Genomic DNA, 24,981 nt, shown 5'->3' on the forward strand with positions numbered 1-24,981 from the left:
AGGCCCAGATGAGCCCGAACAGTACCTATTGGATGAACTATGTCATTGGCATCGCACAAAGGGCGCCGCAAACAGGTCGGCGGGTCGGAGTTGCGCTCGTTTCCGAACAGGACGAGTTGATTTGCTCCGCCTTCGAGGGCGAAGTCCGCGGCGCATCCTGGTATCGCACTCTGCGGAGTAGGATTAAAGAACTCGGAACATCCAGCGCACACAGCGCATATCTGACGATCAACACCCTGTCGGCAGATAAGTCGTTTGAGCTCGCCGAGCTCCTGAAGGAAATGCGCATCGACAGGATTTACATCGGTCTGCCAGACCCCGCGCTGACGAGTTACCTCGACGACGATCCCGTCACAGCACGAGGTCATGTACACCGCTTCCCCGACGATCTGCAGCGCGAGATCCTCGAGCAGAACCAAGACTTCTACGCAGTGAGCGAGCAAAATATCGAGTGCAACCCCCACTACTCCACACATCGCATCAGTGAAACCGTCTCCTCCAGGTTGAAGTCGAAGGGGTTCGCGCTTTCCAGGAGTGATGTCAATGCGAACAGGGGGAGGTTAGCGCTCGCTTCGCTTATCTGCCAGAGGTATGGGATCGAGTACAAAGAGGCTGATCGCGCCGTAAACGACGCGCTGTCCGAAGCGTTTGACGCGAAGTACGGCACCTATGACTACGCGTACGACGCTCGTGCCGCCAACTTGAGGTGGGCCGACGACTTCATGTCGGTATACAGGAGGTCGTCCACAAGGTCTCTGTCTACCGTCAACATCCTCAACGTCGGCGTCGGAGCCGGCTACGAAGCAGCAGCTTTGTTTTCAGATTGCCCACAGATCACCTTTGTCGACGTTGCGGAACGCGGCCTCGCAAATATAAGCGGACTCATTCCCTCGTCGAGAACGGTCATCTCCAGCGCCGAAGACCTGTCCGCCCTTCCGGAGAACAGTTACGATCTGTATGTCTCCTTGAGAACGTACAATTCGTCGTTCTTTGATACGTCCGCAGCGGCCTCGGAGGCGCACAGAGTACTGAAACCCGGCGCGGTGATTATCGTCTCCGTAGCCAACGGATTTCTGTATACTCAGCGGGGCTGCGTCGTGCCAGGACTGCTCATCCCCGGCACCGACTTCGTCGACCTCTATCGCGGGATGGACACAGCCAATCTGATTGGCCAGGAACTCGACTGTGCCGGATTCAAAGATATTCGAATGTTCCCAACAAGTACCGAGATCTACCTGTCGGCTGTCGTCGCCAAACGTCTCCACCGCCCCTCCATCCGGCCGCGTCCACAACGTCCCATCGGTTCTGCGGAAAGGCTGAATCACAGACAGCCGAGTGCGACCGGACTGTTCAGAGTGACCAGCGTGAAGGAAGGACTTCTGCAATGAACGGGCGAACGACTGTTGCCTATCGGATCCTGCAGTTCAACGAGGAACTTGCGGAAACGACGCTTGAACTGCCTCCCGGGTTCACGGTCATCAATCCGTTCAGCGGCCCCCAGAAGGACCGCGTTCGGGAGGTGACGACGGCGTTCTACCACAAGTACTACGACGACGATAAGCCGCGCCGTCTGGTACTGGGGAGCTCGCCCGCCCGCCGCGGCACGGCCGTGACCGGGGTCCCGTTCGAAGATGCCAAGCTCCTCGAAAGCGAAACGGGAGTCGATGTCGACGGCTATGCGGTGAGCCGGCCTTCCGCCGGGTTTCTGCACGACGTCATCAGGCGCTACGGGGGCCGTGGCAAGTTCTATGCCGACTTCGTCATGAGTTTTGTGTGTCCCCTTGGCCTGGTGAGAACGAATCCCAAGGGAAGAGAGATCAACTGCAACTACTACGAGAACAAGAAGCTGCTGGAGATACTGCACTCTTTCCTCGTGGACACACTGGAACGCCAGCTGACATTCGGAACTGACACCTCGGTGTGCTATTGCATTGGCAGTGGCGAGAACTTCGCGTTCCTCTCGAAGGTGAACGAGGGCCAGCGTTTCTTCCGAAAGATCGTACCCTTGGAGCACCCGCGTTTCATCACCCAATACAACCGGGACAGAGAGGAAGAATTCGCCGAAAAGTACCTCAGCGCCTTCCGTGGACTAGACGATTAGTCGTTGCGTCCTCCGGAACGCTTGCCAACCTCTCAGCTGATTAGACGAAGGCCGTAGGCTCCCAACGCGCTGGAACGAGAAGAAGGAGAGCGGTGCATTGGCGGCAGGAGGCAGGGTCCTGGTCCACTTCGACTTGGAACGCGTGAGCGTTTACCGCTCCCGGAGCGGCGAGTTGGAACTACTCAGAAGGGAGCGGCTCGCGTTCGAAGACAGCCGCGCCCACGAGGTGCTGGCAGACAGAGTCGGCGAGTTCTGCGCCGGGCTCGCGGAGTTCAACGAGGTCGTTGACAACAAGACCACGCGCCTGCACGCCACCGGAGTCTTTCAGCAGCTCCCGCAGTCGGAAGCGGCCGCACTGGTCAACAGCCTCTATGTCGACACCGGCCTCTACTTCAACATAGTCGAGGCTGATCTGGAGCAGTTCTATCTGAAAACGGGCATGTCCGCGTGCGGATCGAACGACATGGTGGAAGGCCTGATCCGGCGGGAGTTCCGGAGTGCTGTTGTCTGCGGCAGCTTCCAGCAATCTCTGGGGTACATCGAGGACACCATCGCCCGTCTGCGCGAGAGTGGCACCGCAGTGCTGAGCCCTCGGTCCACACGGATCAAGCCAGAAACCGCGGGCACCGACTTCATCCTCTTCGACTACCAGGATCTCCTGAAGAACGAACGCGACACGTGGCGGCACAAGTACGTGCACATGGACGCGTTCAGGCAGGCCGACGCTGTTGTCGTATGCAACCCCGGCGGACTCGTCGGAAAGGGCACAATCTTCGAGCTCGGCTTCATGTCCGCGCTTTCCAAGAGGGTCATCTTCACGGAGGAGCCCTTGGGCGTTTCTGTCTTGTTCCCCTGTGAGGTCGGCCTGGAAGCCTGAGCACTCCCGCTGAGCGCCGCGGCACCCTATCCCGTTCTTGAATCCCCGACCGGCCGGAACCAAGCGACGTTCCGGCGAAAGGGACAGGAACGGGAGCAGATCTCCGGATCACCCTCGCTCTCTTTCCAACCAGATCTCAGCTACGAAGATACGGAAAGGACCCCCGCCGGTGCGCGATGCAGAACCCACCAATAAAGTCCTCGACAGGCTGCGAGAGATCGTGGCGTCTGTCCTCGAAGTCAAAAAGGAAGACATCGAGTCCGGTGCCCTGTTCTATGAGGAACTCGGCATCAGCTCCTTGGAAAAGGTTGCGATCGCGGCAGCGATCGAGCGCGAGTTCGGAGCCCTGTCCGCTGAGGAAGCGGCAGCCCTCACCAGCCTGGACGCCGCGGTGTCCGTGCTCAGCGAGCGGGCGACAGGCCTCCGCGGGGTCGACCTGATCGACCGCCTAGTGGCGGGTCATGTCTCCGCCGGCCGGGGTGAAAGAACCAGCTACCTCGACCCCCAGGCGGGGGAGATCACCTACGCCGCCCTCCTGGAGGCAGCACGTGGGTACGCGGGCGCCCTCAGGGCAGCAGGCGTGCCGGAGGGCACCCGCGGCCTCCTGGTCGCCGACGACTCCGTGGCGACCGTCATCGCCGTCCTCGGCCTGTGGTGGCACGGCTGCGTCCCCGTGGTGATCAGCCCGATGCTCATGGACGACGAAGTCCGCTACATCGCCGAGAACTGCGCCGCCGCGATGGTGCACCTCGACGCAGCCCCCAAGCGGCGACGCGCCCTGGAGGAGCTGTTCGAGACGACAACCCAGCTCGCCGGCGCTGACGTCCGCGCCGCTCTGGCCACGGCCGAGCCCGGCCCCGCACGCCGCCCGCAGGAGGCCGGGCCACCGGCCGTGTGGAGTGCCGGGCGTGAGGCGCTCGTGCAGTACACCTCCGGAAGCACCGGCATGCCCAAGGGAGTCCGGCACTCGGCCGGTGCGATCGCGGCCATGGCCAACGGCATCGGCACCGTACTGGCACTGACTCCCGAGGACACCGTGCTGTCCACCGCCCGGATGTCCTTCGGCTACGGCTTCGGCAGTTCCGTCCTGTGCCCTCTGGCGGCCGGCTCCCGCGTTGCGCTCATCCGCGGCACGGTCGATGTTCACTCACTCGCCGCCGCGATGCGGCACGACCAACCCACCGTGCTGTTCTCCGTCCCACGGCTGTACGCCGCGCTGCTGAACGCATCCGAGACGGCGGCACTCGCCTCCGACTCCGTGCGGCTGTGCGTGGCGGCGGGCGAGAATCTGTCGGCTTCGCTCAGCGAGCGGATCCGCACCGCCTTCCAGGCCGAGCTGCTCAACGGTCTCGGCGCTACCGAGGTGCTCTACATAGTCGTCGGCACGCCGCCAGGGAAAGAGCGTCCGGGCACCTTCGGGGTCCCGGTGCCCGGGATCACCGCGACCGTCCGCGCTGTGGACGGCACGCCCGTCGCCGACGGGGAGGAGGGCCGGCTCCACATCGCCGGCCCGACCGTCGCCCTCGGCTATATCGGCCGCCCGGAGGCCGCAGCGGTCACCTTCGCCGACGGCGGTGCCTACACCGGCGATGTGGTGCGCCGTGCGCCGGACGGCACGTTCACCCATCTCTGCCGCGCCGATGACCTGCTCAACCTGGGCGGCTACAAGGTCGTGCCGAGTGAGATCGAGAGCGTCATCCGCGGCGCTGAAGGGGTCCAGGACTGCGTGGTGGTCGGCGGCCGCGATGCTGACGGCCTGGAGCAGGCCGTGGCGTATCTGGTGGCCCGGCCGGGATTCGACGAGGCCGTGGTGCGGCGCGCGGTGATCGCCGCGATCCGTGGCGGTCTTGCCGCCTACAAGCGGCCCGCCCGTCTGGAGTTCCTCGACGAGCTCCCGACCACGTCGACCGGCAAGCTGGCCGCCTTCGAGCTGAGGAAGACGGCTACATAACCGTGACCTGGGACATTACGGGCATGGCCGCCGTGGCCAACATCGGTGCCAGCCCCGAAGAGATATTCGCCGCGTTGTGCGCGGGCCAGGAGAGCCGCAAGCCTCTGAAGGCCTTCGACCCCGACAAGTACAGGGCGGCCTACGCCTACGAGATCGACGACCGGCCCGAGGGCGGTGGCGACATCCCGCGGCGCGCCACCCGCTGGCTCACCAACGTGGTTCGTCAGGCAGTCGCTGACGCGGGCCTGGGCGAGGACATGTCACACGTACCCGTGCTGGTCGGGACCACCATGCGCGAGCAGCGCAGCCTCGAACTGTGGTGGCGTGACCACGCGGAAGTCGCCCTCGAAGACCTGCACTTCGGCACCGCCCTGAAGGAGACCTTCGGCGCGTCCACCACGTACACCTTCGCCAACGCCTGCTCAGCCACGCTGTACGCGCTCGGCATGGCCACCGACATGATCGAGGTCGGAATGGCCGACACGGTCGTCGTCGCCGGCACCGACGCCGCCACCGAGAGCGGCTTCGGCATGCTCGACCGGGTGCAGAACGACATCCCCGACGCGCTCCGCCCCTTCGACGCCACGCACAAGGGCATGCTGATGGGTGAGGGCGCGGCAGCCGTCGTCGTCCAGCGCGCCGGCACCGGAAACGGCCCCGTGCACGCCCGCGTGCGCGGGGTGTCCATGAACTGCGACGCTCACCACGCCACCGCGCCCGACCCCGACGGCATCACACGCGCGGTCCAGGACGCCTACAGCAGAGCCGGGGTACGGGCGCAGGACATCGACCTGGTGATGCTGCACGGCAGCGGCACCCCCCGCAACGACGCGACGGAGTCGAGCGTCCTGCGCCATATCTTCCACGGCGCCGGAACCGGTCCACGGATGACCGCCATCAAGGCGATGACCGGCCACACCCTGGGCGGCTCGGGACTCCTCAGCCTCCTGATGGCGGTGCTCGCCATGAGGGAAGGGACGGTACCCCCGGTCCTGGGACTCACCGACCCGATCCCCGAGGCCGTAGGACTGGGCCTGGCACAGGGTGCCCCCGCGTCCGGCGACCTGACCATCGCGCAGATCGACGCGTTCGGCTTCGGAGGGATCAACGCCGTCGCGATCGTGGAGGCAGCCCGATGAGCGGGACGAGTACCGCACGGATGAGCAACAACCCGAGCGCCGGGGAGGTCGTCGTTACGGGCATCGGACTGGCGCTCCCCGGTGTCGCGACGTACGGCGACCTCCTCGGACCGCTGCCGGGTGAGGGCGGCTTCGACCCGGCAACCGGACTCAGCGGACGCGAGATGCGCCACAAGGACCGCGCGTCTCGGCTAGCCCTGCGGGCTGCCGCGGCCGCCCTCCACGACGCGGGCCTGACCGACGCCAACGCGACGTTCACGGGCGTGGCCGATTCGACCGCCGTCGTGGTCAGCACCAACCTGGGCAACGCGGACAGCGTCTGCGAAGCCACCGACACCATCGCCAGGGAAGGCGTCAGGGGCCTCAGTCCCTTAGGCCTGCCCCAGACATCAAGCAACGTCATCGCCGGCTGGGTGGCCATCCGCTACGGGCTGCGCGGCCCCAACCTCACCGTCTGCAACGGCGTCACGAGCGGTCTGGACGCCCTCGCCTGGGCCCGAAACCTCATCGTGGCCGGGCGCGCCGAAGCCGCCGTCGTCGTCGGCGTCGAACCAGCCAATGACGTGTCCACGAAGCTGCTCGGCGAGCAGTCCACCGACGCGGCGGTCGCGCTCGTCCTTGAACCAGCGAACGCAGCCGCTTCCCGTGGCACACGGCCGCGCGCCACGATCGCCGGGTACGCACGGGCCCGCGATCACGCCACGGCGCTGACCTCCGCCGGTGCGACGGAGGAGAAGCCCGTCGGACTGTGGCTCGTGGACGAGGCGGTTGCCGGGGCGGGCCAATTGCTCGCGGCCACGCGCCGGATCGACCTGGAATCCCAGCTGGGCCCGCTGTCCGGGGCACTGGGCGTCCTGCAGTGCGCTGCCGCGGCTGCCCATCTGGAGAGCGACGCCACCGGGAACGTGCTCGCCACGGCTGGAGGCCCTCGCCACGACGCGGTAGCCGCTCTGCTGCTGACCCCTTGACCGACCACTCGTCAATCCACGTAGGAGCCAGGGGAAACACCAATGACCACTGCGTCCGTGAACATCGAGGATCTCCGCGCTCTGATAGCCGGAGTACTGGAGATCGAACCCGACGAGGTCACCGACGAGGCGCACTTCTCCGACGAACTCGAGATCGACTCGCTGCTGATGCTCGAGATCTCAACCCGCGTGGAGACTGCGTTCGGCGTCCCGGACAACACCGTGGTCGTCCGCGGTGCCAAGACCCTCGCCGAGCTGCACGCCTTCGTCATCTCCAAGCTCGTCGGCGAGACGTCTGCCGGCCCGGTCATCCGCCCGAGGCCGCTGAGCGACCCAGCGGCGCGCCTGTTCCTGTTCCACCACGCCGGCGGCTCACACCTGCTCTACCGGGGCTGGGCGGAGCACTTCCCCCAGGACTGGGAACTCTGCCTCCTGGAGGCTCCCGGCCGAGGCCAGCTGCAGACGTTGCCCCTGATCGACGACTGCGACCGGCTGGTCGACTACTTCCACGCCGCTATCGCTCCCTTGCTCGACCGGCCCTTCGGGTTCTTCGGCCACAGCATGGGCTCACTCATCGCCTATCAGCTCACCCGCCGACTTCACCACAAGGGGGACCCGCTCCCGGCCTGGCTGGGTGTGTCCGCCTACGGCGCCCCGCGAGCCGAGGCCGGCGCCGACGGCCGCCCTCACCTGATGTCCGACGACCAACTGCGTGGCTGGCTGCGGAACGTGGGCGGCAGCCCACCGCAGCTCCTCGACGACGACGCCGTCTGGTGCAAGTTCGCCCCGGTGTTCCGTAACGACTTCAAACTCCTGGACACCTGGGCTCCTCCCCGCGACCCCGAGCCGCTGCCCGTTCCGCTCTCGGTATTCGGGGGCCGCCGCGACAGGCTGATCGGCGAGGACCGTCTGCTCTCCTGGCAAGCGTTCACGACGCACTTCCGCGGACTCGAGAGGTACGAGGGCGACCACTTCTATGTGATGAACCACCGGCGGCCTCTCGCTGCCGCCATAATGGCCGCGATGCGTTCCGCCGCTGCTTGAGCTCGCTTTCACCACCACGCCACCCGCTGGATGATCTATTCCAAGGGGCCTGCGGAGGGTGTGGGGGTGGGCCCTCAGGCGTCGGGGTCGACCTCGGGGTGTGTGAACCGCACGGGCCTGCCCAACGACCGGGCGTAGGCGATTCGGCGACCTTGCGGCCCCGCTGCACCCGGCGCGGCCCGCCGCAGCTCGCTGAGCACTTGGCGACCACGGTCCATGCCCGCGTTCTGATCGACCTGACCACCTGCCGCCCTGCTCATCATCTGACCACTATCGCTGTGCGCTTCGACGAGGAGACCATGTCCACCGCATCTGACCAGCCCGCCACCAAGCCTGTCGCCGCGTCTTCCACACCCGGCCGCACCGCGGAGGGGGAGCAGATCACGGCGGTCGCCGACACGCTGGTGCTCGCGTACGGACTGCACCCGGCAGAAATAACGCGAATCCTGGAGGGCACCTCGACGGACAACTACGCCATCGTGGACCAGACGGGCCGTCGGTACTTCGTCAAGGTCTATCGCACTCGAAATAGCTTGGATCTGGAGCGGGCGTCCGTCGAACTGTCCGAGTACGCCGCCGACGGAGGTGTCGCGACCGCGCGGGCAATCCGCACGCGCGAGCACGAACTCATCGAGACCCACGGCCGCCTGCCAATGGCCCTATGGTCGTACGTGCCACACACCGAGACTGCCGAGGGCACCCTGACTGGTGCACGGTGGGCAGCGGTCGGCACAGCGATGGGCCGTCTCCACAACCGACTCGCCGCTCACCCCACCGCCGCACCCACCCTGGAACCTGGTGCCGCGGTGTGCGACGTGGCCGCCGCACGTGACCGCTTCGAGAGACTGATTCTCGCGTACCAGCACAGGCCCAGGCTTGGGGAGTTCGAGACATGGGCTCTGCAGGCGGCGCGTGAGCGACAAGCCGCCTTGGGGGACGTCGAGCGCATCCTCGCTTCACTTCCACAGCTGACGGTCCAGGTCATGCACGGCGACCTGGCCGGTCCCAACGTCCTGTTGAAGAACGACGATGTCGCCGCGATCGTGGACTTCGGACCACCCACACCTGGGTACCTCGCCTGGGAAATCGTGCGTCTTGGCTGTGACCCCAAGAGCGTCCTGTCCAACGGTGTGGAGAGCTGGCTCAAGGGATACACCGATCTAGCCCTGGCCTATCGAGACGCCAACCCCAAGGCGCCCGCGGACGACCTCTTGTTCTCGCTTCGTGTCGGCTGTGCAGCCAAGCTCTGCTCGACCTTTCCGTTGTCGGCACCAGTGGAACGACCGCACATCGTCGACGCCGCACTCGAGTCCTACGCGCGGGCACGGCACGAGGCAGCTCTGATGCTGCTGGACCGGCTACCTGTCTTGGAGGAGGCCCTGCGTGACACTCTTCGCTGAGTTCATGACCCTCATGGCCGGCGTAACTTACGCAAGACCCGTGGGTCATCCGCCGTGCCCGCGCCTTCACCGGAACTCGGCCCAGGGCCTCCAGGCACTCCTGGAGGCAACCGGCACCCGCCCCCTCGCCAGCTTCGACAACCGTCCCACCTGGGACGACTGGAGCAAGAAGTCCTAGCCCGCCCTGCCATCCAGGCGGCCCGGCGAACCGGGCCGCCCGCAGCGGAAGACGCGCGGCTCGCCTGTCAGCGGCTTCAGGGCGCCACGGTGAGGTGGGCGGGCCTCCTGCTGACCTCACGGCCTCAACGACCGAGCATCGGCGTTTCGGCCAACCGTCCCCGAGCCGCGTGTCCTTGCGCGGCAAGGGTCGGTGCACCGCGCACCTTCGGAAACCTGCTGAATCACAGGGTGCACAACCCGTCCGAAAGGAACAGGTGCTCGAAATCATGCGGCGTCTGTCAACGACGCCGTCCCCGACATCAGCGCCACCAGCCTGAATGACCGGCTGCGCGACCTCATCGACGCCGGCCTCGTCACCCGCCACGCCTTCCCTGGCCCACCGCTGTCCAGCTCGTATGAGGTCACCGCGGCCGGAGCACTGGTCGGCGCCCACCTGAATCGCATGCTCGATGCGATCCTCGCCGACCTGCACGGGTAACAGCCCGACCAACCGAGGCGGCGTGTGGGGGCGTTTCGCCTCGCGCCGCCCCGCCGGCCTGGCACGATCAGCACCGGCATGATCTCGGGGAAGGAAGACCGCCGTGACGCTCGAACCCACCGATCTGGACGAACTGGAGCTGGCCGAGCTGCTGCTTGATGCCGACCGCAGCGATGACCGGACCTGGACCGCCGAAGACTACGACTGGACGGCCTGAACCCGGCCACTCACTTGTCGCGGGTGGCCTCGACGATGAGCGTGCCGACGTGGTCGTCCTCGGGCGCGCGGGCTTGATGCGGGTGTTCACGCCGGTGAACCCGCGCCCATACAGCAGGTCCGCCAAGGTGGACGGTTCGTACGCCCATCGATAGGGCCCACACCTGAGATCTAATTCTTTGGAAGTTGCGCGCCTCAGGGCGCGACGGAGACGAAGATAGCCCTGTGCGGCCGATCAGCCATCCGCTTGATCAGTTTGATCCGTCACTGGCTCCGGGTCGATTAGCGGCGATCGCCGCGCGAGGAAGGTTCATGAAATGATAGACCGCATCTCGCTTATCACCGGAAACGAGGGAAAAGCGCGTGAGTACGAGAGTCTTCTCGGCATAAAAGTCACTGCGGTCAAAGAGAATCTGATCGAGATTCAGGAACTCGACGTGGTAAGGGTGGTAGAGCGGAAAGCGCAGGACGCGTACTCCATGCTGCGACGTCCTGTGCTGGTGGACGATACCGGCCTAACGCTCACTGAGTGGAATGGTCTGCCTGGCGCGCTCGTCTTCTGGTTTCTTGACACCATAGGCCCGCAGGGAATCCTGAAGATGGCTGCGAACGTGACCAACCGGCGCGCCACTGTAACGACGGCCATCGGATACGCGGACGAGTCCGGTGTCCAGGTCTTCACCGGCACGCTGAATGGAACACTGACCACCGAGCTACGCGGCACGACCGGCTTCGGCTACGACCCCATCTTCATTCCCGATGGCCACGATCGAACGTTCGCCGAGATGTCGAGCGAGGAGAAGAATTCGGTTTCGCATCGTCGGCTAGCTGTCGACGAGCTACGAAAAGCGCTGAACGCCCGGTACCAAACCGGCACCGCTGGGCGCCGGTCGCTGGCGCGGCGCACCGGCACCACTCCCCAGGCCGGTGGCCGGAGCGTGCTGAATGTGATCGGCGCCCACCTGTATGTGGAGGACGCTGACGGCCGGGTCCTGCTCGGGCTGCGACACCCCGACTCGGCGTACGCTCCCTCGACGCATCACTTCCTTGCCGGGCATTGCGAGCAGGAGTCCGCCATCGCATGCATCGTCCGTGAAGCCCGGGAGGAAGCCGGATTGGAGATCGACCCGGACGATGTCGAGTTCGCACACGCCGTGCACCTTGTTGATGCGCCGGGAACGCAGCCGCGGATGCAGATGGTCTTCCGTGCCCGCCGCTGGAAGGGCACACCGACAGTCCTCGAACCAGGCAAGTGCCTCAGCTGGAACTGGTGGCACCCGGACGCACTGCCGGAACCAATCGTCGGCTACACCCGCGTGGCGATCGAGGGTATCCAGGCCGGTCGTCTCTACAGCGAGATCGGGTGGCCCTGACCAGCCGCCCCTGGCGCCGTCCGTCCCGCAGGAAGGTTCTCGCTCGTGCCCGAAGACGTTCCGTCCGCCTGGGTGACCGCTCATTCCCCGGCCGAGCACGACGGTGCGGCCGCCTGGTCGTCAAGCCGAAGACCACAACCGGCAATCGCAGCGCGCCGGTCGACGGTGCAGGGCACCCTGCTGCTGACACGCACGGACCGTTGGGGAGGCGGGAGCAGCCATGACCTACACGCGCGGTGACCTGAATCTGACCGATCCAGATAGGGGTTATGTCCACTTCGTTCTGTATGCCGAACCGGACAAAGGCGCCGTATCCGCGATCAACGCATCGATCAGCGTCGAAAAGCGGACCCCCCTTGCCCGCGAGTGGTTCGACAGGCTTGAACGCATTGAACCGAACGCTCTTCACACGACTCTCGTCAGTCCGGGCGATATCTCGAAGTTGTTCCACGCGTGCGTCTACGAGGATAAGGACAGCCCTGCCGCCGTGGGCGGATCAGGCTGTACCTGCTTCCAGACCTTCTACGACCCCGAATTCCGACTCCCTGTAATTGGCAACCACTTCCGCACCGTCAGCGGAAACATCGAGACCTGGACGTACAACACATACGCCCCCCTCGACCTCCGTCCCAACGACCGCTTCGGCTCGCTGATCATTGACTACCGAAGTTCCGGCAGTACCGACTTTTGGATCAGGACAACTGACGGCCTCCTGTCCTTCTTGCCAGAACAGGAAGGACACGGCTACGGCATCGGATACGGCGGAGGAGGGCCAGGCGCGTTGGCGCAGTACGTGCAGCAGCTCATCGCTTCGGACGGTCAGGACACCGCCGCGATCAACAACCGCAGCAGCCAAGTAGACGACCGGATCTCGTCGTGGGCGTACAGCGCCACCAACGCTCGAAGTCAAGAGCTGACACTCCCAGATCTGAGAAGAATCCTGGATTGCTGACGGTCGTACCGGACTGGTCCCTCCCCGAGCCGGAGCCGCGAAGGCGTCAGCCACGGCACGGCTGACCCCTTCAGGTTTGGCGGGTGGCTTCGACGATGAGTGTGCCGACGTGGTCGACTTCGGGGGCGGGCTCGATACGGGCGTTCACGTTGGTGAGGCCGTACCCGTTCAGCAGGTCCGCCCAGGTGGAGGGCTCGTAGGCCCACCGGTAGGCCCACACCTGCCGGCCGGTGAACCCGGCGGCGTAGATGCCCTGGACGCCGTAGCTGCCCGGCACGGCCGGAGCGTGGGAGAACACCAGCTTCCCGCCCGGGACCAGCCGCTCGTAGACCAGGGGGAACAGCCGGGCCGGGTCGGTGAACCACACCGCGCCCCAGATCGAGTAGATCGCCTCCCACCGCTGCTCGGTCGCGGTGAGGTAGTCCACGACGTCGGCGTCGATGTAGCGGGCGCTGGGCAGGTGCCCCCAGCAGCGGCGGGCGCGTTCGCACTGGGCCGGTGAGATGTCGAGCCCGGTCGCGTCGATGCCCTTGGCGGCCAGCGCTGCCACCGCGTTGCCGCGTCCGGAGCCGAGTTCGAGAGCGGTGGCCGGGTCGGCGAGCAGTTCATCGCCGGGGCCGTGGCCGTCGTACTGGGTCCAGCCGAAAGCGTTCTTTAACGCCTCCTCGGGTGATTCCTCGGTGACGCCGGCGGCGTAGCGGTCCCAGTAGCCGGTGTAGTCGGTGATGGCCATGTGAGCCCTCGTGTGACGCGAGTGACTGGACCCGCGTCACCGTACCGGCCCCGACGACGGCGAGGGGCCGGAACGCTTCGGTTCCGGCCCCTCGCAGGGGTGTGGGTGCGCCTCAGTGGCAGTCACTGCCGGGGTAGCAGGGGGTGCACTTGGCGAAGTCGGCCTCCCACAGCGGCCAGTCGACCTTGAACCCGTTCGCCTCGATGACGCGGGCGGTGCGCTCGACCGACCCGTCGTACTTGCGGTCGATCTCCGGGACGTGCTCGAGGAACTTCCCGTCGAAGTACTTGTGGCAGAACCGCCGGTAGTTGACGGTGTCGAGGATGAAGGCGTGCACCGCGGTGTCGACCAGCTCACCGCAGCCGATCTCCAGGTGCTGGCCGAACTTCTCCATCGCGGTGATCAGGTAGGCGACGGCCTGGCCGAACAGCCGCTCGGCCATCACCACATCGAAGGGGTGGTCGCGGACCAAGAGCTTGATCTGCCGCTCCCACACGCCCGGCTCCACGAACGCCTTCGGGTCGCGCCAGGTGGTGGTGCCGCCGGTCTCACTGACCGGTGCCGGTGCCGGTGCTGAGATCGTCATGAGGACCTCCCTCGTCCTTGGGGTGGGTGACGTACCTCCAGAACGCCGCAGATCCGCCCGGACGCCAAGGCGTCCTTGCCGGTGGCGGCAACGGCTTGCATGCCGCGCAAACACCCTGGCCTGTGCCCGAGCCGGTGGTTACGGTGAGGCGGGGACTCCTCGCCCTGCGGAGCAGCCGATGAACCCACACCGCCGCCGCGACGCCGGCGCGCTCGTACGGTCCGCCCGCCACGCCCAGCGCCTGACGCTGGCCGAGCTCGGCCGCCGGACCGGATACTCGCCCTCCCAGGTCTCCCGGTACGAACGCGGCCTCGCGCCGCTGACCGACACCACGGTGCTGCGCCGGTTCGCCGCCGCCCTCGCCTTACCGCCCCAGTCCTTCGGGCTCCTCCCCGAGACCGCTGACCCGGGCGGGGAATTGATCGGCCCCCCAACACCGTGCCCGGCCGGGCCAGTGCGCCTACTGTGGTGGGCGAGGCCTTCTGGGAGGACGGTGAAGACCCGATGCGTCGACGCGAACTACTCACCGGCGCCGCCGGTCTGGCCGCCGCCGGCGCACTCGGCCTGCCCCGCACCGCCCGCGCCTCTCAGGCGCCGGCTCCGGCGCTCGGCCTGGAGGACCTGCTGTACGGACCGGACCCCAGCGCCGACCCGGTACCACTGGCCGCGCTGCGGACTGCGACCGCCCGGGCTCGCGCCCTGTTCCAGGCCGCCCGCTACGACCAGCTGGCCGCCGACCTGCCGCACCTGATCGCCACCGCGACCTCCACCCGCGACCATACCGACGGCAACGACCGCCTGGCCGCCGACGCGCTGCTCGCCGAGACCTACATCGTGGCCTCCGGCTTCATGGTCAAGCTGAACGACGACCAGCTCGCCTGGGCGACCGCCGACCGCGCCGCCCAAGCCGCCGCAGCCTCCGGCGACGCGCTCACGCTCGCTGACGCCCGCCGCAGCGTCGCCACGGTGATGCGCCGCACCGGCCGGCCCGGCCGGGCCCGCGCGCTGCTCATCGACGCCGCCGACCAGATCGCCCCCGCACGAGCGGCAACGCCCGAGCAAGTCTCGATGTACGGGACCCTGCTGCAGGTCGCCGCCTACACCGCCGCCGTCGACGGCGACCGCGCCCAAGCCCACGACCTCATCAGCGAGGCCGCGGCCGCAGCCAACCGTCTCGGCCGCGACGCGAACCATCGCCACACCGTGTTCGGGCCGACCAACGTCGGGCTGTACCAGGTCAGCATCGCCCAGGTCCTCGGCGACAACGGCACCGCCATCGCCCACGCCAAGAGCCTCAACCCCGCAGCGATCCCGACCGCCGAACGCCGGGGCCGGTACTGGATCGACGTCGCCCGCGCCTGGCACCAGTGGGGAAAGCCCGAAGCCTGCTACCGGTCGCTGCTGGCCGCCGAACGCGCCGCCCCCGCCGAAGTCCGCTACCGGCCCCCGGTCCGCCGCATGACCGCCGACCTACTTCGCGCCGATCGGCGCGGCGCCCTGCCCGGACTGCGCGCGTTCGCGACCCGCGTCGGCGTCCCGGCCTGACCGGCCCAAGGCGATGGACGCCCGCGCGGAGATCCGCTGGCTGCGCGCCGTCGAGGCCTGGCCGCACGCCCGCGACCGGGCGATCGCACTGCTGCCCTTCTACGCAGGGCTGCGCATCGGCGAGATCGCCGCCCTCGACGTCGACGACGTACGGCTGTCGGCCCGCAAGGGCAACCTGCGCGTGTTCGGCAAAGGCGGCAAACCCCGCGACGTCCCCGTCCACCCCGCCCTCGGGGCGGTCCTGCAGGCCTGGCTGGACGAACGCGCCACCTGGCCCGGCGCCGCCACCGAGCGGGCGCTGTTCCTCTCGCGCCGCGGCGGACGGCTCACCACCCGGACGGCCTCTGACGTCTTCACCGCCATCATCGAAGCGGCCGGGCTGGAGGATCGAAACACCGCGCACGTCGGACGACACACCTTCGTCACCCGGCTGATTCGCGGCGGCGAAGACCTCGTCACCGTCGCCGAAATCGCCGGGCACGCCCGGCTGGAGACCCTGAAGGTCTACAGCCAGCCCACCGATGAGGACAAGCACAACGCCCTGCGCCACCTGACCGTCGACCGATGAGTGGGCCGCCCGCCGACACGACCCCTAAGGACCTGAGATGACCGACCACGGCACCGAACGTTCTCCACTGGCCGCCCGCGTACTCGCCATGGCCGAGGACATCAAAGCCGCCGCCAAGGGCAGACCGCCGGCCCCCGTCGTGCTCGCCCACGCCCGCCGGGGTTTCGTGATCGGCGGAGTGGTCAGCAACGTCCTGGACGACTACGCCGTCGTCCGCCGTGACAACTACCCCGTATGCGACGACTTCTGCCGCCGTACTGCCAAGATGCTCCACGACGTCCTCGGCCCCCACCTGATCCGCCGCTACAACACCGGTACCACCGACGCCGAGATCTTCCAGCTCGCCGACGTCGGTGAGGCTGAGCTGCGCGAGTCCACCGTCGAGGACATCGACCACATCGCCGGAGCGTTAATCACCCTCGGTGCGACACTCCTGGACATCACCGGCCCACTGGCAGACCGTCCAGAACTTCCACCCGCGATCCGTGGCGCGGCCCGCGTAGCCGCTGACTCCGCCAAGATCCTGTGGTCCCACTACGGCGGCGACTCCGGCGGCTGGTAAGCCCCCGACGGCGTCCTCGCGCAGTGGAGCCGCGCCCGGGTATGGGCGAAGCTGTACCGGGTGATCCTGGAACGTATCGGTCAGGCGCTCACTCGGCCTGGGCCGCGTCCGAAACTGCCGAAGCAACCCACGATGGTGACCACATCCGACAAGATCACGACCAAAGAGCACCCAGGGAGCACCCACGCCCCCTAAACGATCACTCCAAGATCCGCCGATGCCAAGAAACCACAGGTCAACGGCCATATGAGTGGTAGGGCGCCTGGGACTCGAACCCAGAACCTATGGATTAAAAGTCCACAGCTCTGCCAATTGAGCTAACGCCCCGCTGCTCCATGAGCGTACCGGAGGCACCGTACACCCCGCGCGCCGAATACTCGCGGGTGGAGGACCTCCACGGCAAGGGGATGGCAAGGTGGCCGTGGCCCTCCGACGGCCCGGCGAAGAGATCCCATGACCGCCGCCGTCGGCCTGCTCGCCGTCACGCTCGACCGTCCCGATCCCCGAGAGTCGGCCGAGTTCTACCGATGCCTCGACCGACGGACCGTCCGGGGGACCGCCGTACGGGTCCGGGCGGCCCTGAACCCGCCCGGAAGCGCGTGCGACGGCTCGGCCGCGAAGCCGTGCGCACGCAGCTCCTCGGCGTGCCGCCCGAAGGCCGGTCGCCGAAGCCCGCCCGCGTCACCGCCGGTGGGAGCGGACGCCGAAGCGTGCACCCGCGGGAACGCGGTCAGGCGGCCCGGAAGCCGGCTCAGCCCATCGCCGAGAGCAGACATTCCGCAAGGGAGCGCAGGTGAAACCCGGGGCGGCGTTCCCGTGATCAGGCCATATGCCGCAATTTGCCGGATCTTGGCGGCCGGGGCGGGCCGGTCAGCGGTAGGCGGACAGGCCGGTGATCGCCTCACCGAGCACCAGCGCGTGCACCTCCTGGGTGCCCTCGTACGTCAGCACCGACTCGAGGTTGGTCATGTGCCGGATCACCGGGTACTCCAGCGTGACGCCGTTCGCGCCGAGGATCGAGCGAGCCTGGCGGGCGACGTCGAGCGCGGCCCGTACGTTGGCGAGCTTGCCGAACGACACCTGCTGCGGCGTGACCGTCCCGGCCTCCTTGAGCCGCCCGATGTGCAGGGCGACCAGCCCGGCCTGGCCCAGCGCCACCTCCATCCAGGCGAGCTTCTCCTGGGTGAGCTGGAACCCGCCGATCGGCCGGCCGAACTGCTCACGCGTACGGGCGTACTCGACGGCCGTCTCGTAGCAGGCACGGCCGGCCCCGATCGCGCCCCAGATGATGCCGTACCGCGCCTCCGACAGACAGCCGAGCGGGCCCCGGAGCCCCCTGACGCCGGGCAGCATCGCGTCCTCCGGCAGGCGTACGTCGTCGAGGGTCAGCTCCGAGGTCACGGACGCGCGCAGCGACAGCTTCTTGTGCACGTCCCGGGTCGTGAACCCCGGGGTGCCGCGCGGCACCAGGAACCCGCGGACGCCGTCGTCCGTACGGGCCCAGACGACGGCGACGTCCGCGATCGAGCCGTTCGTGATCCACATCTTGGATCCGCTCAGGATCCAGTCGGAGCCCTCGCGCTTGGCGTGGGTGCGCATGTTCGCCGGGTCGGAGCCGTGGTCCGGCTCGGTCAGCCCGAAGCAGCCGATCGCGCGGCCCGCGGCCATGCGGGGCAGCCACTCCTGCTTCTGCTCCTCCGAGCCGTACTTGTGGATCGCCGACATGGCCAGCGAGCCCTGCACGGACACGAAGCTGCGCAGCCCCGAGTCGGCGGCCTCCAGCTCCCGGCAGGCGACCCCGTACGCGACCGCGCCCGCTCCCGGGCAGCCGTACCCCGACAGGTGCATCCCCAGGAACCCCAGCTCCCCCAGCTCGGGCGCGAGCTCGGCCGCAGGGAAGACGCCCTCCTCGAACCAGTCGGCGACGTGCGGCTCGATCCGGTCGGCGGCGTACCGCCGGGCCGTGTCGCGGACCAGGCGCTCCTCGTCGGTGAGCTGATCGTCGACCCGCAGCAGATCCATCGGTCCTCCCAGGGGGCTCACGGACACCGAGAGAGCGGAGGGGGCGCCCCGCAGGCACACAGCGTACGTCGAGGCGCCGATCCGGCGCTCAGGGGCCTCTCAGGGACGCGTCAGGGCAAGCCCCCATGGCGATCGCACCCCGCTACGGGCACGATCGAGACATGAACGAGAACACCCCCCACGCCGGTCCCGACGACGCGCCGCGCCGTCTCACCCGCACCCGCGACGGGCGCATGATCACCGGAGTCTGCTCCGGCGCCGGCGCCTACTTCGGTGTCGACCCGACGATCGTACGGATCGTGCTGGCCGTCCTGACCGTCCTGACCAGCGGCGCGGGCATCCTGCTGTACGTCGCCGGCACGCTGATCATCCCCGAGGAGGGCAAGGAGACGTCGATCGCCCAGGACCTGATCAACAAGCAGACCAAGGGCGTCTGACGGCCCCCGGGTCAGGCGGCGGCGCTCATCGCGCGCTCCTGACTCGACGCGATCACCTCTCCCCTGATCCGCGTCCACGACATCGCGAGCATCGTGGCGGCCGACAGGCCGGCGATCCCCGCGAGGGCGACGACGGGCTCGGGGCCCAGCACCTGGGCCAGCGCCCCACCGATCAGGATGCCGACGCCCTGGCTGGCCAGGATGCCCGACTGCGCCAGCCCGAACGCCTGGCCGCGGCCGTCGAGCGGCACGGCGGCGACGTACGCGGCGTTCGCCGCCAGCTGGTAGGCGCTGCCCACCCCGGACAGCGCCAGCAGCACGATCACGGCCCACAGCGGCGGCCGCAGGGCGGTCCCCAGCAGCGGCGCGCAGGACAGCATCGCCATCCAGCCCATGAACCGCAGCCGGTCGTCGGGACGGACGAACCGGCTGTACGCCAACGAGCCGAGCACCATGCCGCAGGGCATCGCCGACATCAGCAGACCCACGAACACCGGACCCGCGCCGAACGTCTTGGCGTACGGCGCGGCGAGCCCCTCCGGCAGCACGTAGAACCCGCAGAGCCACGCGAAGCACACCAGGGGCCGCAGCGTACGGTCCCGGAACACCAGCCGCGCGCCCTCCCGCGTGATCGTCCACAGCGACGGGCGCTTGCGGCTCTCCCCGCGCGGTGCCGGCCGCGCCCGTACGCCGGTCAGCAGGATGACGGCGGAGATCGCGAACGTGGCGGCGTCGACCGCGAGCGCCTGATGCGCCCCGACCGCGAAGATGACCGCCCCGCCGACCAGGAAGCCCAGCATCTGGGTGAGCTGGTGGGTGATGTTGTTGATCGCCGAGCCGACGACGTACATGTCGCCGGGCAGCACCTCCGTCAGCAACGCGGCCCGCGCGGCGGTGAACGGGGCGCCCAGGAGAACGGTCCAGAAGATCAGGAAGCACAGCACCGGGAACGGCGTGTGGTGCAGTGCCATCAGCGCCACGATGCCCGTACGGGCGACGTCACACACGATCATGACGCGGCGGCGCGGGATCAGGTCGGCCAGCACCGAGAGCACCGGACCGCCCATGATCGACGGGAGGTAGGTCAGGGCGTACGCGACGGCGGTTCGCAACGCCGAATGGGTGTTGTTGTAGACGAGCACCGCGAGTGCGATCTGGGCGAGCTGGTCGCCGACGTACGAGAGCGTCTGAGCCAGCCAGATCGAGCGGAACTCACCGACGCCGAAAACCTCGTGATAGGTGACCTGACGATCGAAGGGCCGTCGATGTCTTCCCACGCGCGCTCCCCTGCCGGTGAACGTCGTCCGGTCGCACTGGCCAAGCGGCCGGTCGGTCTGCCCGGCATTATCTCACGCTGCGTTCAGATCAGGTGACCCAACGTGCGCAATCGGGATCACCAGCCGAGTTCGTGCAATCGCTCATCGTCGATCCCGAAGTGGTGCGCGATCTCATGCACCACCGTCGTCCGCACCTCTTTCACCAGGTCATCCCGCGTCCGGCAGATCGCCTGCAACGGCCCGCGGTAGAGCGTGATGCGGTCCGGAAGGTAACCCGCGTACGTGTCGCCGCGCTCGGTCAGCGGCACGCCCTCGTACAGCCCGAGAAGTCCCGGCTCCGGCGCGACGTCCTCGACCAGCACCACGACATTCCTCATCAGGTCGGTCAGGTCGGGCGGGATCGTGTCGAGCGCCTCGGCGACCAGGTCCTCGAACTCTTCACGCGTTACCTCCATCACGCCGCCATTGTGCGTGGATCCTGGCTGTCGTGAGCATACGTACCAACGTGTTGACCCGAGCATGGAACGAACTGCGGCGGTTCATCGCGCGGCCCCGGGTACGCCTCACCGGACGCGTCGCGGCGGTGATCGCGGTCGGTCTCGTCGCCGGCTGGATCGGCCTCCTGGCCGGTGGCCACGCCCAGACCGACGTCGGACCCGCCGACGTGGACTTCGCCCTCCACCCTTCGACGTCCGGCGGCACCGTGATCGACATCCCGCCGCTCGGCACTCTTCGCCTGGACAGCCACGCCGGCCCCGTACGGATCGAGGCCCAGGTCACCAGGCTCCGTCCCGACCGCGCCCGTGACCTCATCGAGAACCCGTCGGCGTTCGACCGCCTCTCCGACACGATCGGCGGGGACGTCCGGCACGCGTTCATCGTCATGGCGGTCAAGGCGACCGCCGCCGCCCTCGCCTGCGCCGCCCTCGCCGGATTCCTGATCTTCCGCAACTGGCGCCGTACGGTGTGGACGACCGTCAGCGCGCTCAACGGCCTGATCATCATCGGCCTGATCGGCAGCCTGACGTTCAACCCCGAGTCGATCGCCGAGCCCCGCTTCACCGGCATCCTCGCCAGCGCCCCACAGGTCGTCGGCGACGCCAAGACGATCGTGTCGCGCATCGGGGCCTACCGGGAGCAACTGGCCCGGCTCGTCGGCAACATGTCCCGCCTGTACGACGTGACGTCCACACTCCCGACGTACGAGCCGGACCCCACCACCATCCGCGTGCTGCACGTCTCGGACATCCACCTCAACCCGGTCGCCTGGAACGTCATCCGCCAGGTCGTCAACCAGTTCCACATCCAGGTCGTCATCGACACCGGCGACCTGACCGACCACGGGACCAAGGCCGAGGACAAGTTCGCGAACAGCATCAGCAAGCTCAAGGTCCCGTACGTCTTCATCCGCGGCAACCACGACTCCACCGAGAACGAGAAGGCCGTACGCCGCCAGAAGAACGCCGTCGTCCTCGACGACCGGATCGCCGACGTCGGCGGCCTGCGGATCTTCGGCACCCCGGACCCGAGGTTCACCCCCGACAAGACGACCCGCGACGACGACGTCAACGGCCCGCAGATGCTCGCGTACGGGCAGACCGCCGTCCAGCGGCTGCGCGCCCTCGGCAAGACCCCCGACATCGTCCTCGCCCACGACCCGAACGAGGGCACGGCGTTCGACGGCACCGCCCCGCTCATCCTGTCCGGCCACCTCCACCGGCGGTCGACGCGGCTCCTGCCCGGCGGCAGCCGACTGTTCGTCCAGGGTTCGACCGGCGGGGCCGGCATGCGCGGCCTGGAGCACGAACAGCCCACCCCGATCGAGATGTCGGTCCTGTACTTCAACCGGGCCAGCCACCGGCTCCAGGGCTGGGACGACATCCAACTGGGTGGTCTAGGTCTCACCTCCGCCCAGATCGAACGCACCCTGGAGCCCAAACCGGACCGCCCGATAAGCCCACCACCTGCACAGACGCCGTCCGCGACGCCGCTCACGCCCAGCCCCTCACCCTCATCTCGCCGGCCGTCCGAGACGGGCCGTCCGCGTTGAGAGGGAATCACTTTGGTGGTTGGGGCGGTTGTCCCCTATGCTGACGGAGTCCCCGACGGCAGGCGCCAAGGGCAACGGCGGCCCAGGTCGTCGGAGTCCCCATCGTCTAGCGGCCTAGGACTCCGCCCTTTCAAGGCGGCAGCGCGGGTTCGAATCCCGTTGGGGGCACGGTATCCTTCCGGGGGTACTACAAAGCAAGACAGCAAGGTCCTGTGGAGCAGCTAGGAGTGCTCGCCACCCTGTCAAGGTGGAGGCCGCGGGTTCAAATCCCGTCAGGACCGCTGAGGCGCCGTTCGGCGCCGTGCGGGCAGGTAGCTCAGTCGGTACGAGCGTCCGCCTGAAAAGCGGAAGGTCGGCGGTTCGACCCCGCCCCTGCCCACCATCAAGACCAGCGAAAACGCCCCGCCTCCGTGTCCGGAGACGGGGCGTGAGTGTCTAACTGGGTGACTACGCCTCGGAATCCGCTGGGAAGATCTCATTCATCGCGATCGCTCCGTCTTGGATCACCGGTCGTATCTGCTTGCGGTAGACGGTCTCCGTCACCACGGTGTTGGTGTGCCCGACCAGCCGAGAGATGTTCTCGATCGGTACGTCATGGGCGGAGAGCAGCGACACGAAGCTGTGCCGCAGTTCCCGAGGCGTCCACTCCTTGCCGACCAGGCCGGCACTGTCGAGAACCGCGCGGAAGTCGCGCCGTACGTTCCCCGCGCTGAGCGCCGTCCCGGTCCTGGTGCAGAACACTGAACGCGACGACGTGCGACCATGAGAGCTCTCGCCTTCGCCGGCCACTATCTCGCGTACGAGCCGCTCGCCTCCCACCTGACACCGTCCCGATCGTCGAGCGGGCGATCGTATCGAGGGTGCGGGGTCGGCCTGGTTGGCTGGAGTCAGGTGTGTCTGGCTTTCATCCTGTGTCGCGCTGACACAGCACGCGGTAGGTCGTGAGGATGTGGGCATGACTTCATCGCAGTCCTCGTCGACCCCGGGCCCGAGCCGGACACGACCGCGGGCGGGCCGGTGAATACTGGCGGCGCGCGGTCTAGGCCCCATCGCCGGACGCCCCCGAGTCTTCCCCGGCTCCCCGCTATCTGCTCGACAACGCCCGTGTGGAGGCGGGCGAGCGGTTCACCTGGCTGGCCGAGCTGTTCGACGGTGTCACGCGTGGGCACTTCGACCGGCTCGGAGTGAGGGCGGGCTGGCGTTACTGGGAAGTTGGTGCCGGAGGCCCCAGCATTCCCGAGGCACTCGCCGCGGCCGTCGGACCAACCGGTTACGTGCTGGCCACGGACATCAATCCGGCCTGGTTGGACCGGCATGGCGGGTACGAGGTGCTCCGGCACGACATCGTCGGGGACCCACCGCCGCAGCCAGGCACGTTTGACCTGGTACACGCGCGGCTCGTGCTCGTTCACCTGCCCGACTGTGCCCGGGCGTTGGCGACGATGATGGCGGCGCTGCGGCCCGGCGGTTGGCTACTGGTAGAAGATGCCGACACCGAGCTGCAGCCGCTGGCCTGCCTCGATGAGGTTGGCCCGGCGCAGCGGCGCGCCAACCGGCTGCGGCGCGCCGTCCGGGAGTTGATGACCCGCCGCGGCGCCGATCTGCGCTACGGCCGTACGCTGCCGCGGGCGTTGCGTACGGCGGGCCTGGTCGATGTCACGGCGGCCGGCTGCTTCCCGGTCGGCGGGGTAGCCTGCGACCGGCTGGAGACCGCGACGGTGCGCATGGTCCGCGCCGAGTTGCTCGCCGCAGGCCTGGCCGACGACATCGAGATCGACGCGCACCTCGCCGCCGTCGATGCCGGCGAGCTCGACCTCACCCTCGCGCCGCTGATCTCGGCATGGGGACGCCGCCCAGGCTGAGTAGCCTGCCACCGGAGCCTCACCGTGGACGGCCGGCCGGACATTCGGGCCGCGAGAGCCGGGTTGCCTCTGGTACGCCTTAGGTGGCTACCAACATTCCCATGGCGCGGATGCAGGCGGTGAAGCAGGTCATCGGCTCCAGCCCTGGACACGGCGATCTGACGACAGCGTTGACGACGACGTCCCCTTCCACAGGTACACGCCCTCGCACCGGCACGTACCGTCCGTTCCCCGCCCATCGGCGCGCGGCCGTGCGGCGAGCGCGGTCCAAGGACGGCAAGATCCGGCGCGACCCGGAGCTGAAAAGTGATGTGGCCCTTCCCGAGTGTTCGGGAAGGGCCCATCTTCAAGGACACCGCTGTGCGGTCTCCCGGTTGGGGGTCGCCGAGCCGAAGCGTGGCAACCGGTGACGTCCTGAGCAGCAGGCGGGTGTGTCTGGTCGTGTCAGATGAGCACGACCAGGAACTCAGGCCGCCTGGAGCTGTGCCGGCCGCTTGACCACCGTCACGTGCACGAAGGAGGCGTAGAAGCGGTCGGTGGTGTTGAGCCGAGCAGGCGGGTTGTTGCTCAGGCCGCACTTGAACTCGACCTGGATGCGCGCCTGCCGGCCGAAGCACCGAAGCGCCTCTTCCTGTGCCCGCTGCTCGATCTCCTTCTTGG

Annotated in this window: 25 protein-coding genes, 4 tRNA genes and 1 pseudogene; 21 read left to right on the forward strand and 9 right to left on the reverse strand. The window is 67.8% G+C overall.

Going from position 1 to position 24,981, the window contains the following annotated elements:
* The first annotated feature begins 8 nt into the window (after positions 1–8).
* The 9 genes from AB0K82_RS06855 (at position 9) to AB0K82_RS06895 (ending at position 10,138) form a co-directional block, all read left to right on the forward strand.
* The gene (locus AB0K82_RS06855) at positions 9–1,388 is read left to right on the forward strand and encodes a class I SAM-dependent methyltransferase (protein WP_364393645.1); all 1,380 of its coding nucleotides are present in this window, start codon (positions 9–11) and stop codon (positions 1,386–1,388) included.
* Positions 1,385–2,101 carry a uracil-DNA glycosylase family protein gene (locus AB0K82_RS06860; RefSeq protein ID WP_364393648.1) on the forward strand — a complete coding sequence of 239 codons (717 nt, stop codon included), beginning with the start codon at positions 1,385–1,387 and terminating at the stop codon, positions 2,099–2,101. Before AB0K82_RS06855 ends, AB0K82_RS06860 begins: the two co-directional genes overlap by 4 nt.
* Positions 2,102–2,198: 97 nt before the next feature.
* Positions 2,199–2,978 carry a hypothetical protein gene (locus AB0K82_RS06865; RefSeq protein ID WP_364393651.1) on the forward strand — a complete coding sequence of 260 codons (780 nt, stop codon included), beginning with the start codon at positions 2,199–2,201 and terminating at the stop codon, positions 2,976–2,978.
* 169 nt (positions 2,979–3,147) lie between these two features.
* Positions 3,148–4,929 (forward strand): AMP-binding protein, encoded by a 1,782-nt coding sequence (locus AB0K82_RS06870; protein ID WP_364393653.1) that lies wholly within the window; start codon positions 3,148–3,150, stop codon positions 4,927–4,929.
* A gap of 23 nt (positions 4,930–4,952) precedes the next feature.
* The gene (locus tag AB0K82_RS06875; protein ID WP_364393656.1) at positions 4,953–6,068 is read left to right on the forward strand and encodes a beta-ketoacyl synthase N-terminal-like domain-containing protein; all 1,116 of its coding nucleotides are present in this window, start codon (positions 4,953–4,955) and stop codon (positions 6,066–6,068) included.
* Between the two features lie 20 nt (positions 6,069–6,088).
* A complete protein-coding gene (locus tag AB0K82_RS06880) occupies positions 6,089–7,036 on the forward strand; it encodes a beta-ketoacyl synthase N-terminal-like domain-containing protein (protein WP_364393658.1) in 948 nt (315 codons plus the stop codon).
* A 42-nt stretch (positions 7,037–7,078) separates the two neighbouring features.
* Positions 7,079–8,080, forward strand: coding sequence for a thioesterase domain-containing protein (locus tag AB0K82_RS06885; protein WP_364393661.1), 1,002 nt, complete (start codon positions 7,079–7,081; stop codon positions 8,078–8,080).
* Positions 8,081–8,280: 200 nt separating this feature from the next.
* A complete protein-coding gene (locus AB0K82_RS06890; protein ID WP_364393663.1) occupies positions 8,281–9,480 on the forward strand; it encodes a phosphotransferase in 1,200 nt (399 codons plus the stop codon).
* Positions 9,481–9,880: 400 nt separating this feature from the next.
* Positions 9,881–10,138, forward strand: coding sequence for a winged helix-turn-helix transcriptional regulator (locus tag AB0K82_RS06895; RefSeq protein ID WP_364393723.1), 258 nt, complete (start codon positions 9,881–9,883; stop codon positions 10,136–10,138).
* Between the two features lie 227 nt (positions 10,139–10,365).
* Here the strand turns inward: AB0K82_RS06895 and AB0K82_RS06900 are convergent, their stop codons facing one another.
* Positions 10,366–10,503, reverse strand: a complete 138-nt coding sequence (locus AB0K82_RS06900) for a hypothetical protein (RefSeq protein WP_364393666.1) — start codon at positions 10,501–10,503, stop codon at positions 10,366–10,368.
* A gap of 168 nt (positions 10,504–10,671) precedes the next feature.
* Here AB0K82_RS06900 and rdgB point away from each other — a divergent pair, with 168 nt between their 5' ends.
* A complete protein-coding gene (gene rdgB, locus AB0K82_RS06905; protein WP_364393668.1) occupies positions 10,672–11,727 on the forward strand; it encodes an RdgB/HAM1 family non-canonical purine NTP pyrophosphatase in 1,056 nt (351 codons plus the stop codon).
* Between the two features lie 220 nt (positions 11,728–11,947).
* Complete coding sequence (locus tag AB0K82_RS06910) at positions 11,948–12,679, forward strand: hypothetical protein (RefSeq protein ID WP_364393670.1); 732 nt, start codon at positions 11,948–11,950, stop codon at positions 12,677–12,679.
* Positions 12,680–12,749: 70 nt separating this feature from the next.
* Here AB0K82_RS06910 and AB0K82_RS06915 read toward each other — a convergent pair whose 3' ends face one another.
* Both AB0K82_RS06915 and AB0K82_RS06920 read right to left on the reverse strand, forming a co-directional pair.
* Positions 12,750–13,412 (reverse strand): class I SAM-dependent methyltransferase, encoded by a 663-nt coding sequence (locus tag AB0K82_RS06915; RefSeq protein WP_364393672.1) that lies wholly within the window; start codon positions 13,410–13,412, stop codon positions 12,750–12,752.
* Between the two features lie 112 nt (positions 13,413–13,524).
* A complete protein-coding gene (locus AB0K82_RS06920) occupies positions 13,525–13,998 on the reverse strand; it encodes a hypothetical protein (RefSeq protein ID WP_364393674.1) in 474 nt (157 codons plus the stop codon).
* 178 nt (positions 13,999–14,176) lie between these two features.
* Here AB0K82_RS06920 and AB0K82_RS06925 point away from each other — a divergent pair.
* From AB0K82_RS06925 to AB0K82_RS06940, 4 genes and pseudogenes are all read left to right on the forward strand, one after another.
* Positions 14,177–14,362 (forward strand): annotated as a pseudogene (locus tag AB0K82_RS06925) (helix-turn-helix transcriptional regulator); the annotation flags it as partial.
* 140 nt (positions 14,363–14,502) lie between these two features.
* A complete protein-coding gene (locus AB0K82_RS06930) occupies positions 14,503–15,543 on the forward strand; it encodes a hypothetical protein (protein WP_364393676.1) in 1,041 nt (346 codons plus the stop codon).
* A gap of 13 nt (positions 15,544–15,556) precedes the next feature.
* Entirely contained in the window at positions 15,557–16,111 is a 555-nt protein-coding gene (locus tag AB0K82_RS06935) for a tyrosine-type recombinase/integrase (RefSeq protein WP_364393679.1), read from the forward strand.
* Between the two features lie 37 nt (positions 16,112–16,148).
* Positions 16,149–16,673 (forward strand): hypothetical protein, encoded by a 525-nt coding sequence (locus tag AB0K82_RS06940; RefSeq protein ID WP_364393681.1) that lies wholly within the window; start codon positions 16,149–16,151, stop codon positions 16,671–16,673.
* Between the two features lie 251 nt (positions 16,674–16,924).
* Here the strand turns inward: AB0K82_RS06940 and AB0K82_RS06945 are convergent.
* Both AB0K82_RS06945 and AB0K82_RS06950 read right to left on the reverse strand, forming a co-directional pair.
* Positions 16,925–17,000 (reverse strand) — tRNA-Lys (locus AB0K82_RS06945).
* 543 nt (positions 17,001–17,543) lie between these two features.
* Positions 17,544–18,695, reverse strand: coding sequence for an acyl-CoA dehydrogenase family protein (locus tag AB0K82_RS06950; RefSeq protein WP_364393683.1), 1,152 nt, complete (start codon positions 18,693–18,695; stop codon positions 17,544–17,546).
* A gap of 161 nt (positions 18,696–18,856) precedes the next feature.
* Here AB0K82_RS06950 and AB0K82_RS06955 point away from each other — a divergent pair, with 161 nt between their 5' ends.
* Positions 18,857–19,132, forward strand: coding sequence for a PspC domain-containing protein (locus AB0K82_RS06955; RefSeq protein ID WP_364393685.1), 276 nt, complete (start codon positions 18,857–18,859; stop codon positions 19,130–19,132).
* An 11-nt stretch (positions 19,133–19,143) separates the two neighbouring features.
* Here AB0K82_RS06955 and AB0K82_RS06960 read toward each other — a convergent pair whose 3' ends face one another.
* Positions 19,144–20,409 carry an MFS transporter gene (locus AB0K82_RS06960; protein WP_364393687.1) on the reverse strand — a complete coding sequence of 422 codons (1,266 nt, stop codon included), beginning with the start codon at positions 20,407–20,409 and terminating at the stop codon, positions 19,144–19,146.
* Between the two features lie 116 nt (positions 20,410–20,525).
* Entirely contained in the window at positions 20,526–20,867 is a 342-nt protein-coding gene (locus AB0K82_RS06965; RefSeq protein WP_364393690.1) for a metallopeptidase family protein, read from the reverse strand.
* A 29-nt stretch (positions 20,868–20,896) separates the two neighbouring features.
* Here AB0K82_RS06965 and AB0K82_RS06970 point away from each other — a divergent pair, with 29 nt between their 5' ends.
* The 4 genes from AB0K82_RS06970 (at position 20,897) to AB0K82_RS06985 (ending at position 22,841) form a co-directional block, all read left to right on the forward strand.
* On the forward strand, positions 20,897–22,459 hold the full coding sequence (locus AB0K82_RS06970; protein ID WP_364393693.1) for a metallophosphoesterase: 1,563 nt from the start codon (positions 20,897–20,899) through the stop codon (positions 22,457–22,459).
* A gap of 95 nt (positions 22,460–22,554) precedes the next feature.
* Positions 22,555–22,627, forward strand: a tRNA-Glu gene (locus AB0K82_RS06975).
* A gap of 38 nt (positions 22,628–22,665) precedes the next feature.
* A tRNA-Asp gene (locus tag AB0K82_RS06980) sits at positions 22,666–22,740 on the forward strand.
* Positions 22,741–22,764: 24 nt separating this feature from the next.
* Positions 22,765–22,841 (forward strand) — tRNA-Phe (locus AB0K82_RS06985).
* Between the two features lie 65 nt (positions 22,842–22,906).
* On the opposite strand, the gene AB0K82_RS06990 is transcribed toward AB0K82_RS06985, so the two are convergent.
* The gene (locus AB0K82_RS06990; RefSeq protein WP_364393695.1) at positions 22,907–23,509 is read right to left on the reverse strand and encodes a tyrosine-type recombinase/integrase; all 603 of its coding nucleotides are present in this window, start codon (positions 23,507–23,509) and stop codon (positions 22,907–22,909) included.
* Between the two features lie 56 nt (positions 23,510–23,565).
* Between AB0K82_RS06990 and AB0K82_RS06995 the strand changes: the two genes are divergently transcribed.
* A complete protein-coding gene (locus AB0K82_RS06995; protein ID WP_364393697.1) occupies positions 23,566–24,321 on the forward strand; it encodes a methyltransferase domain-containing protein in 756 nt (251 codons plus the stop codon).
* A 466-nt stretch (positions 24,322–24,787) separates the two neighbouring features.
* On the opposite strand, the gene AB0K82_RS07000 is transcribed toward AB0K82_RS06995, so the two are convergent.
* Positions 24,788–24,981: hypothetical protein (locus tag AB0K82_RS07000; RefSeq protein ID WP_364393700.1), on the reverse strand; the 194-nt coding region annotated here is incomplete at its 5' end.

The sequence above is a fragment of the Actinoallomurus sp. NPDC052274 genome, assembly GCF_040679475.1.
GTDB lineage: Bacteria > Actinomycetota > Actinomycetes > Streptosporangiales > Streptosporangiaceae > Actinoallomurus > Actinoallomurus liliacearum.

Bases quoted from the DNA above. Each gene is read 5' to 3' on its own strand.
- AB0K82_RS06855 (WP_364393645.1), top strand. From the start codon at position 9: ATGAGCCCGAACAGTACCTATTGGATGAACTATGTCATTGGCATCGCA.
- AB0K82_RS06860 (WP_364393648.1), top strand. From the start codon at position 1,385: ATGAACGGGCGAACGACTGTTGCCTATCGGATCCTGCAGTTCAACGAG.
- AB0K82_RS06875 (WP_364393656.1), top strand. From the start codon at position 4,953: ATGGCCGCCGTGGCCAACATCGGTGCCAGCCCCGAAGAGATATTCGCC.
- AB0K82_RS06880 (WP_364393658.1), top strand. From the start codon at position 6,089: ATGAGCAACAACCCGAGCGCCGGGGAGGTCGTCGTTACGGGCATCGGA.
- AB0K82_RS06885 (WP_364393661.1), top strand. From the start codon at position 7,079: ATGACCACTGCGTCCGTGAACATCGAGGATCTCCGCGCTCTGATAGCC.
- AB0K82_RS06900 (WP_364393666.1), bottom strand. From the start codon at position 10,503: ATGGGCGTACGAACCGTCCACCTTGGCGGACCTGCTGTATGGGCGCGG.
- rdgB (WP_364393668.1), top strand. From the start codon at position 10,672: ATGATAGACCGCATCTCGCTTATCACCGGAAACGAGGGAAAAGCGCGT.
- AB0K82_RS06910 (WP_364393670.1), top strand. From the start codon at position 11,948: ATGACCTACACGCGCGGTGACCTGAATCTGACCGATCCAGATAGGGGT.
- AB0K82_RS06915 (WP_364393672.1), bottom strand. From the start codon at position 13,412: ATGGCCATCACCGACTACACCGGCTACTGGGACCGCTACGCCGCCGGC.
- AB0K82_RS06920 (WP_364393674.1), bottom strand. From the start codon at position 13,998: ATGACGATCTCAGCACCGGCACCGGCACCGGTCAGTGAGACCGGCGGC.
- AB0K82_RS06930 (WP_364393676.1), top strand. From the start codon at position 14,503: ATGCGTCGACGCGAACTACTCACCGGCGCCGCCGGTCTGGCCGCCGCC.
- AB0K82_RS06935 (WP_364393679.1), top strand. From the start codon at position 15,557: ATGGACGCCCGCGCGGAGATCCGCTGGCTGCGCGCCGTCGAGGCCTGG.
- AB0K82_RS06940 (WP_364393681.1), top strand. From the start codon at position 16,149: ATGACCGACCACGGCACCGAACGTTCTCCACTGGCCGCCCGCGTACTC.
- AB0K82_RS06950 (WP_364393683.1), bottom strand. From the start codon at position 18,695: ATGGATCTGCTGCGGGTCGACGATCAGCTCACCGACGAGGAGCGCCTG.
- AB0K82_RS06955 (WP_364393685.1), top strand. From the start codon at position 18,857: ATGAACGAGAACACCCCCCACGCCGGTCCCGACGACGCGCCGCGCCGT.
- AB0K82_RS06990 (WP_364393695.1), bottom strand. From the start codon at position 23,509: ATGGGGCCTAGACCGCGCGCCGCCAGTATTCACCGGCCCGCCCGCGGT.